Source organism: Micromonospora sp. NPDC005174, from assembly GCF_040608495.1.
GTDB lineage: Bacteria > Actinomycetota > Actinomycetes > Mycobacteriales > Micromonosporaceae > Micromonospora.
On sequence record NZ_JBEXIJ010000021.1, the window covers coordinates 55,221 to 72,396 of the forward strand.

Here is a 17,176-nt window from a genome sequence, read left to right on the forward strand (position 1 = left end):
CGGGGCGACGACGCGCGGAGGCAGACTATCCGGGGACTGTGACGGGTCGCCGCCCGTTTTCGTGACGACCGCGTGGCGGAAACCGATCGGCCGTCGGATTGGAGCCGGTCGGCGGGGTGTCGGGTGCGAGACCTCGCCGCCCAGCCAGGGAGAGCGCCGCTCAGCCCTCGACGCCCAGCGCCGTCACCGGGCTGACCCGGGACGCCCGCCGAGCCGGTAGCACCCCCGCCAGGGCGGTCAGCCCGACCAGCGCCGCGAAGAGCCCGACCAGCGGCAGCACCGGCAGCGACAACGGCGCGTTGAGGCCCAGAGCCCGTACCGCCAACCAGGCGTACGGGACGCCGAGCAGCAGACCGAAGGTCGCCCCGATCACACCGTAGAGGCCGGACTCGACGGTCAGCATCGCGCGCAGACCGGTCCGGGACAGGCCGACGGCGCGCAGCAGGCCGGACTCGCGTACCCGCTCCACGACCGAGAGCGCGGTCGTCGACCCCACGCCGACCACGGCGATCAACACGGTCAGGCTGACCAGACCGGCGGTGATCCAGACCAGGGCGTTCAGCACCGCGTCGTTGCGGTCCCGCTCGTCGGCGAGCACGCTGATGTGCAGCCCGGCGGTGGTCCCGACCGCCTGCCGCAGCGCCCGCACCCCGGCGGCACGACCGTCCTCGCCCGCACGCGCCGCGTCCGCCAGCAGACCGGTGTACGCCGTCGGCCCGCCGATCCGGTCGAGGTCGGCGCGGTCGGCGAGGATGCCCGCGTACAGGGGGCCACGGTCGGGCAGGATCGCCGCCACCCGCACGTCGACAGTCGACCGGTCGTGGCCGAGAGTCACCGTGTCGCCGGCGCGCAGGCCGGCGGTGCGGGCGACCCAGTCGCCGAGCACGACGCGGCCTGGCCCACGGTCGGCGAGGCTGCCCTGGGCCACGGCCAGGTCGGCGAGGGTCGGCAACGCCGACAGGTCGAGGTCGGTGGTCGAGTATCCGGCCTCGGCCCCACCGAGGCGTTCTCCGCCGCGCAGCAGGGCGACGTCGTTGACCATCCGGTACGGCACGACCCGGGTCAGCGCGCCACTCTCCGCCCGCGCCCGCGCCAGGACAGCCACCGGCAGCGTCGTACCCGCCTCCCCGGCGACCTCGTAGTCGGCCGGCGCGGAGAGCGCCATGTCCCGGTCGGCGACGACCCGCATGGACGCGCCGCCGATGACCACCCCGGAGATCAGCGTCACCCCGAGCGCCACCACGACGGACACGGCGGAGGCCCGCCGCGGGGTCCCACCGATCCCACCGACCGCCAGCCGACCCAGCGCGCCGAGCTGGCGCAGCGGCCAGCCCGCCACGGCCAGCACCGGACGCACCAGCAACGGCCCGAGGGCGACCAGGGCGAGAAACGCCAGCGCACCCGAGGCGACCAGCAGGAGCAGACCCGTGGTCGGGTCGTAGGACTCCTGCCCCGGCGTCGGCATGCGACGCACCGCCGCTACGCCGGCCAGCAGCGCACCGATGATCAGCAGCGCCCCGGACACCAGACGCGACGCTCCGATGCCGCGCCGCCCGGCGGTGACACTCGCCGCCCGCAACGCCTCCAGCGGCGAGACCCGGGCGGCGGAGAACGCCGGAGCGAGTACCGCCACCACGGTGAGGACGACCGCGCCGAGCACCACCGCGACCGCCGCCCCCAGCGGCAGGCCAGGCGACGACACCACCGCGCCGAAGGCGCGCAGAATGGGTGGGAGAGCCTGCCCGACGGCCAGGGCGGCGGCCACCCCGACGACGCCGGCGACCAACCCGGTGAGGGCGCCCTCGGCGGTGAGCGCGCCCACCAACGTGCTCCGGCCGGCACCCACCGCGCGCAGGAGGGCGAGGTGCTGCATCCGCTGGGCGAAGACGATGCGGAACGTCGAGGTGACCACGAGGGCCGCGGCGGCCACCGCGATCGCGACGAACATGCCGACCAGCGCGAACAGCTTCCCGACCTGCTCGGCCGCGGCATCGGCCTCGGCGTCGCGTACCTCGGCGCCCGAGCGGACCGGCTGGTCGGCCGGGACCGCCGCGCTCACCCGCTGGCGCACCGCCTGCACCGCGCCCGGCGCCGCCCGCAGGTCGATCCGCTCGACGCCGCTCAGGTGACCCCACGCGATCACGGCGTCGTCCGGGGCGTACGCGTTGGTGCCGCCGTCGACGGGAGTGTCGACCACACCCGTGACGGTGAGCGGGGCGCCGGTGCTGAGGTCGCCGCCCGTCCCGGTGGTCACCGTGCCGACCGTCAGCCCCAGCCGCTCGACGGTACGCGGGCTCACCGCGATCTCGCCGGGCCGCTCGGGGTAGCGCCCCTGGACGAGGCGGACCGTCGCCAGCGGGCCGACGCCCGGGTCGGCCTCGAGGTTGACGTACCCGCCGGCGACGGAGACACCGATCGCCACCCGACCCACCGCTTCGGCGACGCCCGGCACGGCACGGACGTCGCGCAACTCCGTCAGGGCCAGTGGCGGCTGCTCGGGGTCACCGATCACCAGGTCGGTGCCGGCCGGTGTGCCGCTGAGGTTGTCCCGCGCGGTCCGTTCCGTGATGTCCTGCGCCAGCACGGTGCCGAAGACGACGAACGACGCGACGAGGATCGCGAGGCCGGTCAGGATAAGCCGTCCCGGCCGTCGGGCCGCGGCGCTCACCTGGGTACGCAGCACGGTCGCCCTCATGCCGCCACCGCCAGGGAGCGCAGCGCCTCGGTGATCGCACCCTGGTCCGGCGCGGCGATGTCGCCGGCGATCCGACCGTCGGCGAGCAGCACCACCCGGTCGGCGTACGCGGCGGCGACCGGATCGTGGGTGACCATGACGACCGTCTGGCCCAGGTCGCGTACCGAGTCGCGCAGGATGCCGAGCACCTCCGCCCCGGAGCGGGAGTCGAGGTTGCCGGTCGGCTCGTCGGCGAAGACGACCTCGGGCCGCGACACCAGGGCCCGGGCCAGCGCCACCCGCTGTTGCTGGCCGCCGGAGAGTTCGCTGGGCCGGTGCCCGAGCCGCTGCCCGAGGCCCAGCACGTCGACGAGGTGCGCGAACAGCTCACGGTCGGGTTCCCGGCCGGCGAGGTCCAGCGGCAGGGTGATGTTCTGCGCGGCGGTGAGCTGCGGCAGCAGGTTGAACGACTGGAAGACGAAGCCGATCCGGTCCCGGCGTGCCCGGGTCAGTGTGCGGTCGGACTGGCCGGTCAGCTCCGTGCCGCCGAGCAGGACCCGCCCGGAGGTGGCCGTGTCCAGGCCGGCGAGGCAGTGCATCAACGTCGACTTGCCGGACCCGGAGGAGCCCATGATCGCCGTGAACCCGGCCCGACCGAAGCCGACCGAGACGCCGTCCAGGGCGCGGACGGCGGTGTCGCCGCTGCCGTACACCTTCACGAGGTCGACGGCCGCGACGGCCGCCTGCCCGGTCGGCGGCGAGGCGTGGGTTGTCATGGGTTCCTCCAGTGGCTGTGACGTGACCGGGGAAGCCTCGCCCGCGCCGCAGGGGAGCCGCATCGGCCCGCGGTCGGGGAACACCGGCGTCGGGTCTGCCTTTCGGCCGATCTGCCCGCGCCGCCCACGTGGCTACGCTGGGTCACGATGAACGCGCCGACATTCTCAACCTGGTGGGTACGCCTGGGTCAGCTCGCCGGCCTGGCGGCGCTGGCCCTGCTCTGTGCCTTCGACCTGCGGTACGGCCTCTACAGCGGGATGGGCATGGCCGAAGCGCTGCGCGCCCTGTTACAGGTGGGGATGGCGGCGGCGACCACGGTGGTCTGGCTGCCGGTGCACCGGCAGGGTTCCCGGTCGTTGCCGATCGCGGCGCTCGTGCTCGGCGTCATCTCCCTCGCCGTCACTCTGGGCTTCCTGGTGCTCAGCACGAGCCGGTTCATTCTGCTGGGCGGCACCTGGGGGCTGGCCGAGTCCGCCGGGATGATCGCGGTGGTGTTCGTGGTGACCCGGTGGGGCTCCCCCCGGCTCGCACCGTGGGCGGCCGTGGTCGCCGCGCTCGCCGCCGCCGCGCAGCCGCTGCGCGCCGGCACCGACCTCGTCTACGTGATCTTCGGGCTGCTCCAGGCGCTCGGCGCGGTCGGCGCTGCCGCCGTCGGAATCTACCTGCGCGTCGTCGCCGCCGGGCGGGAGCGGGCCATCGCCCTGGTACGCGCCGAGCAGCGCGCCGAGTTCGCCCGTGACCTGCACGACTTCATCGCCCACCACGTGACCGGCATCGTGGTGCAGGCCCAGGGCGCCCGGTTCGTCGCCGAGCAGGACCCACAGCGGGTGATCGTGGCCCTGGAGCAGATCGAGCGGGCCGGCGCCGAGACGATGGCCTCGATGCGACGGATGGTCGGTGTCCTCCGCAATCCGGACGCCCCGCCGGACGCGCCGCTGGCCCCGTTGGCCGGCGTGGCCGACCTCGCGCCCCTGTTGGAGGGCCACAACGGCACGACCGACGCGCCGGCCCGGCTGTACGTCGACGGTCCGCTCGACGAGCTGCCGGTGGAGGTGTCGACCTCGGCGTACCGGGTGGTGATGGAGGGGCTGACCAACGCCCGTCAGCACGCGCCGGACGCCCGGTCGGTAGCCGTGTCCGTGCGTCGTACGCCGGACTGGCTCCTGGTCCGGGTCGCCGACGACGGCGCGAGCCCACGCACGCCTCCCGCCAGGGGGCACGGTTTCGGCCTGCTTGGCCTCACCGAGCGGGTACGCGCCCTCGGCGGCACGATCACCGCCGGACCGGGCATCGCCGGCGGCTGGGTGCTCGACGCCGCGTTCCCGCTGCGGTCGGCCGTGGCGCGATGATCCGGGTCTTGATCGCGGATGACCAGGCGATGGTCCGGACCGGCTTCAGCATGATCATCGGAGCGCAGCCGGACATGGCGGTGGTCGGCGAGGCCGCCGACGGGGTCGCCGCCGTCGAGATGGTCCGGCGGCTGCGCCCGGACGTGGTGCTGCTGGACATCAGGATGCCCCGCCTCGACGGCCTGGAGGCGTTGCGCCTGCTCGCCGGGCCGGGCGTCGCCGACCCGGTGCGGGTGGTCGTGGTCACGACCTTCGACCTCGACGAGTACGTGCACACCGCGCTCTCCAACGGCGCCTGCGGATTCCTCCTGAAGGACTCCGGGCCGGCGCTGCTCGTCGAGGCGGTCCGCGCCGCCGTCTCCGGTGACGCGCTGATCAGCCCGTCCATCACCGTACGACTGCTGGAGCACCTCAGCTCGCCCACCGCGCCACGCGACGACGCGGGTCTGTCCCCACGGGAACTCGACGTCGTGCGGCTCGTGGCCCGGGGTCTGACCAACGCCGAGATCGCCAGCGAGCTCTTCATCGCCGTCGGCACGGTCAAGACCCACCTGGCCAGCGTCCAGACGAAACTTCCGGCCCGCAACCGCGTCGAGATCGCCGCCTGGGTCTGGGAACGCCGCCTGGTCACCTAGACGGGGCATCCTCGCGTCGCCCGCTGCCCTAAAATCCACGGCAGTGAATCGCCGGCCCGCTGCGGACAACCGGAGGCGAGGGATTCATCGTGCACCCAATCCGAACGCGGCCCCGACCACGGGCCGTTACCCTGGTCGTCGCCGCGCTGGTGGCCGCAACGGCCATGCTGGGCCCGAGTCCGGCGTACGCCGCCGACGACACCGAGCGACCCACCGCCCCCGGCCCGATCACGGTCACCGCCATCGACACCACCTCGGTCGAGCTGACGTGGGCCGCGTCGACCGACAATGTGGGAGTGGTCGGCTACGCGGTCTCGGCGATGTTCGAGGACAACGGCCGGACGTGGTCGACAGGCACCAACAGCATCCGCATCACCGACCTCGGGCCGTCGCGCACCTACACCTTCGGCGTGGCTGGGCTGGACGCGGCGGGAAACCGCTCACCGTCGAGCCCGACGCTGCGGGTGACGATGCCACCGGGTGACACCCAGCCGCCGAGCGCGCCGGGCCAGCCGGTCGCGTACGACGTCGCCGCGACCCTGGTGTGGCTGCGCTGGGCCCCGTCGGCCGAGAACGTCGTGCTCGACCGGTACGAGGTGTACCGGGTCGACGCCGGTGGTCAGCTGACCCTGGTCAGGGAGTTGTACCAGTTCCCGCCGAGGCCCACCATGACCCAGGTCAGCGGGTTGACGCCGAACACCACGTACACCTTCGTGGTCCGCGCCCGCGACGAGGCGGGCAACTGGTCGCCGCTGTCCCCGCCGGTCACCGTGACCACCCTGCCGCCCCCGCCGAGCTGCGCCGTCCGCACCGTCGTCCGACAGTGGTCGGACGGCTTCGTGGCGTACCTCGCCGTCGAGAACACCGGCACGACGGCGGTGAACGGTTGGACGATGACCTGGCGGTTCTGGGCCAGCCAGCAGGTGCGGGCCCTCTGGGGCGCGCAGGTCGTCGACCGGCCCGACAACAGCTACCTGCGGGTCCGCAACACCAGCCACAACGCGCTGATCAGGCCCGGCGGCACCGTGTCGCTGGGCGTCATCGCCAGCGGCACGCAACTGCCGGAGGAGATCACGTTGAACGGCGGCGTCTGCGTGGCGGCAGACGAGTAACGCTCGCATCCGGGGTCTGGTGTCGGCGGCGACATCTTGCGACGCTAACGATCGTGTATGACTACGACCTGTTGGTGCTGGGCTCCGGACCCAGCGGTCAGAAGGCCGCGATCGCCGCCGCCAAGCTCGGCAGGCGGGTTGCCATCGTGGACCGCCGCGACATGCTCGGTGGGGTGTGCATCAACACCGGCACCGTCCCGTCCAAGACGTTGCGCGAGGCTGTGCTCTATCTGACCGGCCTGAGCCAGCGCGACCTGTACGGCAGCAGCTACCGCGTCAAGGAGGAGATCACGGTCAGCGACCTGGCCGCCCGCACCCAGCACGTCATCACCCGGCAGACCGACGTCATCCGCAACCAGCTCGCCCGCAACCGCGTCGCGATGATCACCGGTACCGGGCGTTTCGCGGACGCCCACTCCATCTGGGTCGATGCCGGCTCGGGGCGCGACTCCAAGGTGACGTTCGACAAGGCCATCATCGCGGCCGGCACCCGCCCGGCCCGCCCGGACAGCGTCGACTTCGACGAGCGGACCATCGTGGACTCCGACGGCGTCATCAACCTCCAGGCCGTACCCCGCAGCATGGTCGTGGTCGGCGCCGGCGTGATCGGCATGGAGTACGCGTCGATGTTCGCCGCCCTCGGCACCAAGGTGACAGTCGTCGAGCGCCGCGAGCGGATGCTCGACTTCTGCGACGACGAGGTCGTCGAGTCACTCAAATACCACCTGCGCGACCTGTCGGTGGCGTTCCGCTTCGGTGAGGAGGTCGCCGCCGTGGAGAAGCACCAGACGGCGGCGCTGTGCATCCTCAAGAGCGGCAAGAAGATCGTCGCGGACACCGTCATGTACTCGGCCGGCCGACAGGGCCAGACCGACGACCTGGCCCTGGAGGCGGCCGGCCTCACGGCGGATCGACGCGGCCGCATCACCGTCGACGCCAACTACCGCACCCCTGTCGACAACATCTACGCAGTCGGCGACGTGATCGGCTTCCCGGCGCTGGCGTCCACCTCGATGGAGCAGGGCCGGCTGGCCGCGCAGCACGCCTGCGGCGAACCGATCCGGGGGATGCTCGGCCTGCAACCCATCGGCATCTACACGATCCCGGAGATCAGTTTCGTCGGCCAGACCGAGGCCGAGCTGACCGAGGCGTCCACGCCGTTCGAGGTGGGCATCGCCCGCTACCGGGAGTTGGCGCGCGGTCAGATCGTCGGCGACTCGTACGGGATGCTGAAACTCCTCGTCTCCCCCGAGGACGGCCGGCTGCTCGGGGTGCACGTGTTCGGCACCGCCGCCACCGAGATCGTCCACATCGGTCAGGCGGTGATGGGCTGCGGCGGCACGATCGACTACCTGATCGACGCGGTGTTCAACTATCCGACCCTGGCCGAGGCGTACAAGGTCGCCGCCCTGGACGCCTCCAACAAGATCCGCAACATAACCCGAATAGACGGCTAACCCCCGCCCCGCCCCCGGGCGCCCCTCCCCCCGCCCCCACCCCGGCCCTCCCCCGCCCTCCACCCCGGCCCTCCACCCCGGTTGATCATGAAGTTATTGCCGCCCTCGTCGGCGTGTCGTGGCAATAACTTCATGATCAACGCGCTTGGCGCGGGGGACCTCCGGGGACTGGGGTGGGACCCGGGGGGGTGGGGTTGGGGTTGGGGGTTAGCTTGGCGCGCAGGTTGGGCTGAGGGTGCCGGCGGTGCCGGTGCCCTGGAAGCCGAACTCGGTGGACTGGCCGGCGCCGACCTGGCCGTTGTAGGACACGTTCGTCCAGGTCGTCGTACCGGTGCTACCGCTGTTGGTGGCGCTCCAGGCGTTGGTGACGGTCGCGCCGGACGGCAGGTCGATCGTCACGGTCCAGCCGTTGAGGGCCGACGAGCCGGCGGTCACCCGTACGTTCGCCACGAAGCCGCCGTTCCACTGGTTCACCGTCACGGAGGCGAAGCAATCACCCTGTCCGGGCGGCGGAGTGGTGGGCGGTGGAGTCGTGGGCGGCGGGTCGCTGGGCGGCGGGGTCGTCGGCGGCGGCGTGGTGGGCGGCGGCGTCGTCGGGGTGGTGCCGCTGTTCAGCGCGGCGAGCACGGCGTCGTACGCGGGCTTCTTCTGGCCGCTGTTGGTGAACAGCAGCGGCGACTGGTAGGACCGCCACGAGTCGCTGTCCCGGATGCCCCACACGGTGATGCCGTTGCAGCGGGCCACCGCGAGGCAGTCCTCGACCACGCTCCGGTACGTGTTCGCCGGGGCGCTCTCGATGTCCAGCTCGGTGATCTGCACGTCCACACCCAGCGCCGCGAAGCTCGACAGTGTGGTGCGGTAGTTGCTGACGTACGGGGAGTCGCTGTTGAAGTGCGACTGGAAGCCGACGCAGTCGATCGGCACGCCACGGGACTTGAAGTCGCGGACCATGTTGTAGACGCCCTGCGTCTTGGCCCACGTCCAGTTGTCGATGTTGTAGTCGTTGTAGCAGAGCTTCGCGCCCGGGTCCGCAGCCCGTGCGGCACGGAACGCGGCCTCGATCCAGTCGTTGCCCGTGCGCTGGAGGTTCGAGTCGCGCCGACCGCCGGAGTTGCCGTCGGCGAACGCCTCGTTCACCACGTCCCAGGAGTAGACCTGCCCACGGAAGTGCGTGGCCACCTGCGTCACGTGGTTCAGGATCGCCTGCCGCAGGGCGCTTCCGCTCATGCCCTGCATCCAGCTCGGCTGCTGGGCGTGCCAGGCCAGCGTGTGACCGCGTACCTGCATGCCACGACTGCGGGCGTGGTTGACGATCTGCTCGGCCGAGCCGTAGCTGAACCGGTTCTGCTGCGGTTCGGTGGCGTCGATCTTCATCTCGTTCTCGGCCGTCACCATGTTGAACTCACGGTTCAGGATCGTGGTGTACGCGCTGTCCGAGAGCTTGAACCCGGCAACGGCCGTACCGAAGTAGCGGCCCTTCTCGGCGGCGGACGCGCCGAGCGTGGTCCCGGCGGCGGCGGGCGCCGTCAGGACCAGCGCCATGCCGGCGGCGAGCGCGCCTGCCCCGGCCAGCGCGATGGCGGCTCTCGACGCCGCCCTCCATCTCGTATTTCCCATTCGTGTGACTCCTTGCGGATGGGGTGCGGTGGGGTCAGGAGACCGAGCAGGCGGCACCGTTGAGGGCGAACGACGTGGGCTTGCCGGCGTCGCCGGTGTGGGTGGCCTGGAAGCCGATGTCGACCGACGTGTTCGGTGCGATGGTGCCGTTGTAGGAGACGTTGCGGGCGGTCACCGCACCGCTCGTCGGCGAGTAGGCGGCGTTCCAGCCACCGGTGATGCTCTGACCGCTGGGCAGGGTGAACGTCAGCGCCCACCCGTTCACCGCGGTGGTGCCGGTGTTGGTGATGCTCACGCTCGCGGTGAGCCCGTTGTTCCAGGCGTTGACCGTGTAGGTGACCCGGCAGGCGCCCGCGCTGGGCGGTGGCGTCGTGGTGGGAGGCGGCGTGGTCGGCGGCGGTGTCGTCGGCGGCGGCGTGGTCGGAGGAGGCGTCGTCGGAGGCGGCGTGGTCGGCGGCGGCGTCGTGGGAGGCGGCGTCGTCGGCGGAGGCGTCGTGGGCGGGGCGGTGCCGTCGAGGCCGAAGAAGCGGATCACCTGGGCGGCGTCGACGGGGATGTTGTGCGTGACGCCCTGCATGCTGATCGCCTCGACCGGGGCCATCGGGCCGCTGCTGCCGTACCGGGTGCGGGTGTATCCCGACTGCGGAGAGTCGGTGTACGTCGGGGTCTGGCTCAGACCATGCACGTTGGTCCACTGCTTGACCTGCTCGCCGAAGTTCGGGTAGCGCAGGGTGTCGTCGCTCGTGCCGTGCCAGATCTGCATCCGCGGTCGGCGGCCGCTGTAACCGGGGTACGCCCCGCGGACCAGGTCGCCCCACTGCTGGGCCGTCTTGATGAGCTGCCCGTTCGCGCACTGGCTGTTCCACTCCGAGGTGCCCCCGGTGGCGAAGCAGGCGAACGGCACGCCGGCGAAGGACGCGCCCGCCGCGAACACGTCCGGGTAGTCACCGAGCATGACGTTTGTCATCATCGCGCCCGACGAGGTGCCGGTGGCGAAGACGCGGTCCGGGTCGGCGGAGTACCGCTGCTTGACGTAGTCGATCATCGAGACGAGCCCGACCGGGTCGCTGCCCCCGCCCCGGCGCAGCGCCTGCGGCGAGGCCACGTCCCAGCACTTGCTGCTGCGGGTCGCCGACGGGTAGATGACGATGAAGCCGTACCGGTCGGCGAGGGACGCGTACTGCGTGCCGGAGTAGAAGGCGGGGCCGGTGCCGGTGCAGTAGTGCAGGGCGAGCAGGATCCCCGGGCGCGACGCCACCCGGTCCGGGACGTACAGGTGCATCTGGAGGTTGGTGGGGTTGTTGCCGAAGCCGGTCACCTGCGTGAGCGTCGCGGCCGACGCGGGGGTGGCGAACGCCAGCGCGGCCGCGGCGACTGTCGCGACGGCCGTGAGGACGCCGAGCAGCCTTGTCTTCAGTGTCATGGTTCGCGATCCCTCGGGGACATGGCGCATGGAAGGGGGTTAGTCGAGGACTGCCCTTCGCCCGACCGTGACCGCGGCTCGCGTGACCGATGTCAGCTTCAATCGAGCACACTCGATTGTCAAGGCTTCCGGAAACCTTTCGGCGTAAGGCATTACGCGGTCACCAGCACCGGTTCCGGGGCCGGCGGGACCCTGCGCCACCGGCCGACGCCGGGATATTATCGGCACGTTCCCGATAAGCAGACCGTCCTCGCGTGCACCCCCCTGCGAGCGTCCTCACCCGACTCCCGCGGGCACGAAGGAGATCGAGTGAAGATCGTCGACGCCCGAGTCATCGTGACCTGTCCGGGCCGCAACTTCGTCACCCTCAAGATCGTCACCGACGAGGGCGTCACCGGCGTCGGTGACGCCACCCTGAACGGGCGGGAGCTGGCCGTCGCGTCCTACCTGCGCGACCACGTGGCGCCGCTGCTGATCGGCCGTGACCCGGCGCGGATCGAGGACACCTGGCAGTACCTCTACCAGGGCGCATACTGGCGGCGCGGTCCGGTCACGATGAGCGCGATCGCCGCGGTGGACACCGCCCTGTGGGACATCAAGGGCAAGGTGGCGGGCCTGCCGGTCTACCAACTGCTCGGCGGCCGGTCCCGCGAGGGCGTCACGGTGTACGGCCACGCCAACGGCGAGACCGTCGAGGAGGTGCTGGTCGAGGTCGCCCGCTACGTCGACCTCGGCTACCGGGCGGTCCGGGTGCAGTGCGGTGTGCCAGGTCTGCCCCAGACGTACGGGGTCAGCGCCGACAAGCTCTTCTACGAGCCGGCCGACGCCGCTCTGCCCAGCGAGGCCACCTGGTCGACGCAGCGCTACCTGTCGCACGTGCCAAGCGTCTTCGCGCGGGTCCGCGACGAGTTCGGCCCCACCCTGCGGCTGCTGCACGACGTGCACCACCGGCTCACGCCCATCGAGGCGGCCCGGCTCGGCCGGAGTCTGGAGCCGTACGCCCTGACCTGGATGGAGGACCCGGTCCCCGCCGACCTCCAGGAGGGTTTCCGGCTGATCCGGCAGCACACCACCACGCCGATCGCCGTGGGCGAGGTCTTCAACACCGTCTTCGACGCGGCGCAGCTCATCCGCGAGCAGCTCATCGACTACATCCGGGCCACCGTGGTGCACGCCGGCGGGATCACCCACCTGCGGCGCATCTTCGACCTCGCGGCGCTGCACCACGTCCGCAGCGGCTCACACGGCGCCACCGACCTCTCCCCCATCTGCATGGCCGCCGCGCTGCAACTCGACATCTCGATCCCCAACTTCGGCCTCCAGGAATACATGCGGCACACCGCGCAGACCGACGAGGTGTTTCCACACGGCTACCACTTCGCCGACGGCTACCTGCACCCCGCCGAGGCGCCCGGGCTGGGCGTCGACATCGACGAGGAGGCGGCGGCCCGCTTCCCGTACGCGCCCGCGTACCTGCCGGTCAACCGGCTGGAGGACGGGACCGTGCACCCCTGGTGAACCGCTGGCTCAGTAGATGCGTCGTCCCCGCGCGTCGGGCACCCCGGACTTGCGGAAGAAGTACGTGTTGATCTGATCCCGCCACTCGGTGGCGCTGCGCACCTGCTCGTCGAGGCGCTCGGCCACCCGCTCGTACACGGCCGGGTCGATCATCCCGTTCAGCGTCTGCCACCGACGCCGCATCACGGCCACCTCCTCGACGCCGGCGAAGTGGGTGTCATAGATGTGCTGGATGACCGTCGATCCACTGTGCAGGACGTGCGTGTACGGCACGTGGTGGAAGAACAGCAGCAGCTCGTCCGGGCAGGTCCGCGTCGACTCGTACACCTCGGCCCAGTACAGCGGGTACTGGCCGGCGAAGCCGGTGCCCGAGGCGCGACTGCGGTCCACGCCCACGCCGTCGCGGTCGGCGAAGTGGTAGGTGCCCCAGCGCGAGTACTCGTACCCATCGACGTCGGGGCCGTAGTGGTCGCCGGGATGGACCATGAAGCCGACACCCAGCGGGGCGGTGTACCGCTCGTAGGTGTGCCACGAGTCGTCCATGATCTCGTGCAGCGTCCGCCGGACCAGCTCCGGATCGGCGGTCGCCGACGGTGGGAACGTCAACGTCATCCACTCGTCGAGGATCGCCGTCGGGTCGAGCCGGGGGTTCCAGGCGAGCCGGCCGACCGTGTACAGGTTGGCCTGCGCCAGCGGATGCCCGGTCCAGAAGAGGTCGTCACCGGTGTTGGCGACCGCGACCAGGCCTCCGCCCTTGCCCGCCTCGCCGGTGACCACGTCGGCGATCGTGCGCCCGTCGGGGCCCCAGGGCGCGAAGCTCAGCACCTCGCCCCAGCACGGCCCGAGGTGGCAGACGTGCCGCTGCTGACCCGTGTACTCCTGGGTGACCTGCACCTCGACCGCGACCCGGGTGGCCGGCATGGCGGCGAGCACCGGCGAGACCGGTTCCCGCGTCTGGAAGTCCACCGGGCCGAACTTCACCTGGAGCACGACGTTGGTACGGAACCGCCCGTCGAGGGGGGCGAAGTGGTCGTACGCGGCCCGCGCCCGGTCGGTGGACCGGTCCCGCCAGTCCTGGTGGTGGTTGTAGACGAACGCCCGCCAGTGCACCACTCCCCCGTACGGGGCGAGGGCCTCGGCGAGCAGGTTCGCCCCGTCGGCGTGGTCGCGTCCGTAGGTGAACGGGCCGGGCTGCCCCTCCGAGTCGGCCTTCACCAGGTAGCCGCCGAAGTCGTCGATGCGCTCGTACACCCGCCGGGTGGTGGCCGCCCACCAGGCGCGCACCTCCTCGTCGAACGGGTCAGCGGTCGGCAGCGCGCCGAGGACCATCGGCGCGGCGAAGGTGACCGACAGGTGCACCCGGATGCCGTACGGGCGCAGCACGTCCGCGATCTGGGCCACGTCGCCGAGTCGGTCGGTCAGCAACAGCGCCTCGGCGCGACCCACGTTGACGTTGTTCACCGAGATCGCGTTGATCCCGCTGGCCGCCAACAGCCGTCCGTACTCCCGAATGCGGGTCAGGTCCCCGCGCGGACGACCGCCGGCCCAGAAGATCGAGCCACCGGCGTACCCCCGCTCGACCTGGCCCATCACCGGATGCACGGCCACGTTGTCCCAGTGGTTCAGCATGCGTCGGCGCAGCGCGGGTCGGTGCAGCTCGGGTGGACGGGCCGGGTCGAAGGCTGCCGCGCAGAGCCGTACGACGTGGAACAGCCCGTACAGGAGGCCGGCGGGCGCGTCGGCCAGCACCACCGTCGTCTCGCCGCTGCGGGCCAGCAGGAACCCCTCGTCGCCGAGCGTCTCGCCGTCGCCCATGTCGGCGAGCGCCGCCTCCCCCGCCGAACGGGCCGCCTCGACCGCGGAACTGGGCAGCTCGGGCGCCCCGCGAAGGGTGAGCACCAGGTCGACGTCGACGTCCCAGGAGGGGGAATGCCACACCCGACCGCCGTAGCGCGTGCAGGCGCGCGTCACCTCGTCGAGGACGGTGTCGACGAGCAGCCCGTCGCCGTGCACGAGGACGCGCCGCGCGCCGAGGGCCCGGAACGCCTCCGGCGGCAGCCACGCGGGGTGGACGCGCGGGTCCTCGACGTCGGGCGGCTCCGCCACGAACACCGTCTCCTCCAAGTCCGCGTTCACGCGTCCCTCCGCGTGACGATCACCTCGGCGGTCGTGGAGCGGCTCATGCGGTGAACTCCTTCCGGATCAGGTCGACCATCGGGTCGGCGACGCGCAGGACCCCCAGGACCACGACCGAGGCGAGGAGCGCCAGGACCCCCTCGGAGAAGACCGCGGTGATCCCGGCCGCCGCGCCGAGCAGCAGGGCGTTGCCGACGGAGACCCCGGGGGTACGGACGAGGAAGTGCACGGCCAGGCGTAGGACGTCACGGGTGCGGAACTGGAACAGCGAGGTGATCACCAGCGCGTTGGCCGCGCAGAGAGCCACCCCGACCGCGACCAGGACCAGCGGGACCACCCACCAGGTGGGCAGGCCGACCGCGTCGCGGTAGGCGAGGTTGAGCGCGAGCACCGTCAGCCACGCCAGCGCCGGTGTCCAGACCCGCAGCGCGCCACCGACGTTGCCGCGGTAGCCCCGCCAGAACAGCGCGGCGGGTCGCAGGTCCGTCAGGTCGGGCCGCTGGTGGCGCAGGGCGTACAGGGCGGCGGAGACAGCCGGCCCGACCGGTGTCAGCAACAGCGCGACCAGCGGCAGGTTGCTGGGGTCGCGGTCGAGCAGCAGCAGCGGGAGCAGGCCGGGCAGCGTGGTGAGGAGGAGCAGCACCTCGACCACGAGCAGGATGTAGACGCGGGACGCGAACCGGGACAGGGGTCCGTCGCCGAGCTGCCGCCGGGTAGGCGCCGTGTCGTTCACTGTCCTACTCCTCCCGGTCGGCAGGCGATTCCCGCGCGGATTGCCGTGGTCGGCCGGTCCGGGGCGCGTCACCGGACCGGCCGACACCTCAGCGGTGGTCCTTCTGGTAGCGGTCGTACGCCTTGTTCACCATGGTCAGGTAGGCGTCCATGTTCTTGCCCTTCAGCTCGGCCACGTAGGCGTCCCACTGGGCGAGGTCCCGCTGGCCCAGCGCGAACTGGAGAGTCGCCTGGTAGACGGCGTCCTTCAGCGGCGTCTCCCACAGGGACGCCTGCTCCCGCTCCTCGTCGGTCAACGGATGCGGCGGGGGCACGACGACCGGCGTGCGGGCGTTCATGACCTTCTGGAACTCCTGCTCCTCCGGGGCGAAGAAGCCCTGCACCAACTCCGGCTTGCCGCCGTACGCGAAGACCCCGTTGTAGAAGCCGAAGTCCTTCTGCAGGTGCTTGGGGGCCTTGGGGTTGAGCCCGATGACGTTGACGTCCGGCGCCAGCTTGGGCTTGCCGGCGGCGTCCCGGACGAACGTCTTCCCCTCGACGCCCCACTTGGCGAATTCCTGGCCGGCGTCGGAGTACCAGAGCCAGTCGATGAACTGCATCATCGCCACGAAGTTCTTGCTCTCGCGGGCCTTCGCGGAGATCATCACGCCGTTCTCCAGCCGGTTGGCCGGGTTGACCTCACCGGCCGGCCCCACCGGCAGCGGAATCTTGGCGATCCTGGCCTTGGGGTTGGTCTTGGCCAGGTCCGGCCGGTAGTCGTTCACCACGGCCTGGGCGTTGGCGCTGATCACGAAGGACTTGCTGTTGGCAAGCTTCTGCCGGGCCTGGTCGTCGGTCTGGGTGAAGCTCTCCGGGTCGAGCAGCTTCTCCTTCACCAGCTTGTTGAGGTACTGGAGCATTTGCTTGTACGGGTCGCTCGCGCCCGTGTAGACGAACTTCTTGGCGTTGGCGTCCCAGCTCGTGTGCTGGAAGTTCCAGCCCGCACCCTGCAGGCCGTACGACACGGCCAGGATGTTGAGCAGGTTGCCGGCCGGGTTGGGCTTGCTCCACCGGTCCGAGAACGGGTACACGTCCGGGTACTTGGCCTTCATCGCCTTGAGCACCGTGTACAGCTCGTCCCAGGTCTTCGGCGTGCTCAGCTTCAACTCGTCGAGGATGTCGGTGCGGATCGCCACCGAGTAGTCCTGCCAGGGCTTCTCGTGCAGGCCGGGCAGCACGTAGAACTTGCCGTCCTCCTGCCGCCGCCCGTCGATCTCGGGCTTCAGGTTCCACCGGGAGATCTTGTCCTGCAGGTTCGGCATGAGGTCCAGGTAGTCGCTGACCGGCAGGATCGCCCCCGAGGACACGTACGCGTCCTCCTGCCCCGGGTACGTCTTCGGGATGATCATCGGGGCGTCGCCGGCGCCGATCAGCAGGCTGCGCTTCTGCTCGTAGTCGCTCAGCGGCACGGCGACCGGCGTGAGGGTGACGTTGGCCCGCGACTTCAGCTCCGACCAGAACAGCCAGTCCTCGCGCAGCGGGTAGTTCGGGTGGTTGTTGTACAGGAGGGAGAAGGAGACCGGCTCGCTCGCCTTGAACTGCTTGCCGATGCCGTAGTCGGACATCGCGCCGGCCCGGTTCTCCGACAGGTCCTTGGCGTCGGACGGATCATCACTACAGGCGGCGATGCTGGTCGCCGTGAGCAGCACGGCTACCGCTGTCGCGACGCGGCGCCACGATCGGTGGAGCATGGCGGTCCTTTCGGGT

At 71.3% G+C, this 17,176-nt stretch carries 12 protein-coding genes; 5 read left to right on the forward strand and 7 right to left on the reverse strand.

Annotation, left to right across the window (positions count from 1 at the left end):
- Positions 1–160: 160 nt before the first annotated feature.
- Positions 161–2,695 (reverse strand): FtsX-like permease family protein, encoded by a 2,535-nt coding sequence (locus ABZU91_RS22150; protein ID WP_355243477.1) that lies wholly within the window; start codon positions 2,693–2,695, stop codon positions 161–163.
- Positions 2,692–3,450, reverse strand: coding sequence for an ABC transporter ATP-binding protein (locus ABZU91_RS22155; protein ID WP_355243480.1), 759 nt, complete (start codon positions 3,448–3,450; stop codon positions 2,692–2,694). The genes ABZU91_RS22150 and ABZU91_RS22155 overlap by 4 nt, the downstream gene beginning before the upstream one ends.
- A 147-nt stretch (positions 3,451–3,597) precedes the next feature.
- Between ABZU91_RS22155 and ABZU91_RS22160 the strand changes: the two genes are divergently transcribed.
- From ABZU91_RS22160 to sthA, 4 genes are all read left to right on the forward strand, one after another.
- Complete coding sequence (locus ABZU91_RS22160) at positions 3,598–4,800, forward strand: histidine kinase (protein ID WP_355243483.1); 1,203 nt, start codon at positions 3,598–3,600, stop codon at positions 4,798–4,800.
- Complete coding sequence (locus ABZU91_RS22165; protein WP_355243485.1) at positions 4,797–5,435, forward strand: response regulator transcription factor; 639 nt, start codon at positions 4,797–4,799, stop codon at positions 5,433–5,435. Before ABZU91_RS22160 ends, ABZU91_RS22165 begins: the two co-directional genes overlap by 4 nt.
- Before the next feature lie 89 nt (positions 5,436–5,524).
- A complete protein-coding gene (locus ABZU91_RS22170; RefSeq protein ID WP_355243488.1) occupies positions 5,525–6,547 on the forward strand; it encodes a fibronectin type III domain-containing protein in 1,023 nt (340 codons plus the stop codon).
- 53 nt (positions 6,548–6,600) lie between these two features.
- The gene (gene sthA / locus ABZU91_RS22175) at positions 6,601–8,004 is read left to right on the forward strand and encodes a Si-specific NAD(P)(+) transhydrogenase (protein ID WP_355243491.1); all 1,404 of its coding nucleotides are present in this window, start codon (positions 6,601–6,603) and stop codon (positions 8,002–8,004) included.
- 207 nt (positions 8,005–8,211) lie between these two features.
- Here sthA and ABZU91_RS22180 read toward each other — a convergent pair whose 3' ends face one another.
- Both ABZU91_RS22180 and ABZU91_RS22185 read right to left on the reverse strand, forming a co-directional pair.
- Complete coding sequence (locus ABZU91_RS22180) at positions 8,212–9,546, reverse strand: endo-1,4-beta-xylanase (protein WP_355243587.1); 1,335 nt, start codon at positions 9,544–9,546, stop codon at positions 8,212–8,214.
- A gap of 109 nt (positions 9,547–9,655) precedes the next feature.
- Complete coding sequence (locus ABZU91_RS22185; RefSeq protein WP_355243494.1) at positions 9,656–11,044, reverse strand: PHB depolymerase family esterase; 1,389 nt, start codon at positions 11,042–11,044, stop codon at positions 9,656–9,658.
- 309 nt (positions 11,045–11,353) lie between these two features.
- On the opposite strand from ABZU91_RS22185, the gene manD reads away from it, so the two are divergent.
- Positions 11,354–12,562: a D-mannonate dehydratase ManD gene (manD, locus tag ABZU91_RS22190; protein ID WP_355243497.1), complete on the forward strand. Its 1,209-nt coding sequence runs from the start codon at positions 11,354–11,356 to the stop codon at positions 12,560–12,562.
- Positions 12,563–12,571: 9 nt separating this feature from the next.
- Here manD and ABZU91_RS22195 read toward each other — a convergent pair whose 3' ends face one another.
- The 3 genes from ABZU91_RS22195 to ABZU91_RS22205 all read right to left on the reverse strand — a co-directional run bounded on the left by ABZU91_RS22195 (position 12,572) and on the right by ABZU91_RS22205 (position 17,160).
- Positions 12,572–14,698 (reverse strand): alpha-glucuronidase, encoded by a 2,127-nt coding sequence (locus tag ABZU91_RS22195; protein WP_355243500.1) that lies wholly within the window; start codon positions 14,696–14,698, stop codon positions 12,572–12,574.
- A gap of 43 nt (positions 14,699–14,741) precedes the next feature.
- On the reverse strand, positions 14,742–15,431 hold the full coding sequence (locus ABZU91_RS22200) for a hypothetical protein (RefSeq protein ID WP_355243503.1): 690 nt from the start codon (positions 15,429–15,431) through the stop codon (positions 14,742–14,744).
- A gap of 88 nt (positions 15,432–15,519) precedes the next feature.
- Complete coding sequence (locus ABZU91_RS22205) at positions 15,520–17,160, reverse strand: extracellular solute-binding protein (protein WP_355243506.1); 1,641 nt, start codon at positions 17,158–17,160, stop codon at positions 15,520–15,522.
- Positions 17,161–17,176: the final 16 nt, after the last annotated feature.

Excerpts from the sequence above, each read along its gene's own strand:
- ABZU91_RS22150 (WP_355243477.1), bottom strand. The coding sequence starts at position 2,695 with ATGAGGGCGACCGTGCTGCGTACCCAGGTGAGCGCCGCGGCCCGACGG.
- ABZU91_RS22155 (WP_355243480.1), bottom strand. The coding sequence starts at position 3,450 with ATGACAACCCACGCCTCGCCGCCGACCGGGCAGGCGGCCGTCGCGGCC.
- ABZU91_RS22180 (WP_355243587.1), bottom strand. The coding sequence starts at position 9,546 with ATGGCGCTGGTCCTGACGGCGCCCGCCGCCGCCGGGACCACGCTCGGC.
- ABZU91_RS22205 (WP_355243506.1), bottom strand. The coding sequence starts at position 17,160 with ATGCTCCACCGATCGTGGCGCCGCGTCGCGACAGCGGTAGCCGTGCTG.
- ABZU91_RS22165 (WP_355243485.1), top strand. The coding sequence starts at position 4,797 with ATGATCCGGGTCTTGATCGCGGATGACCAGGCGATGGTCCGGACCGGC.
- ABZU91_RS22185 (WP_355243494.1), bottom strand. The coding sequence starts at position 11,044 with ATGACACTGAAGACAAGGCTGCTCGGCGTCCTCACGGCCGTCGCGACA.
- ABZU91_RS22160 (WP_355243483.1), top strand. The coding sequence starts at position 3,598 with ATGAACGCGCCGACATTCTCAACCTGGTGGGTACGCCTGGGTCAGCTC.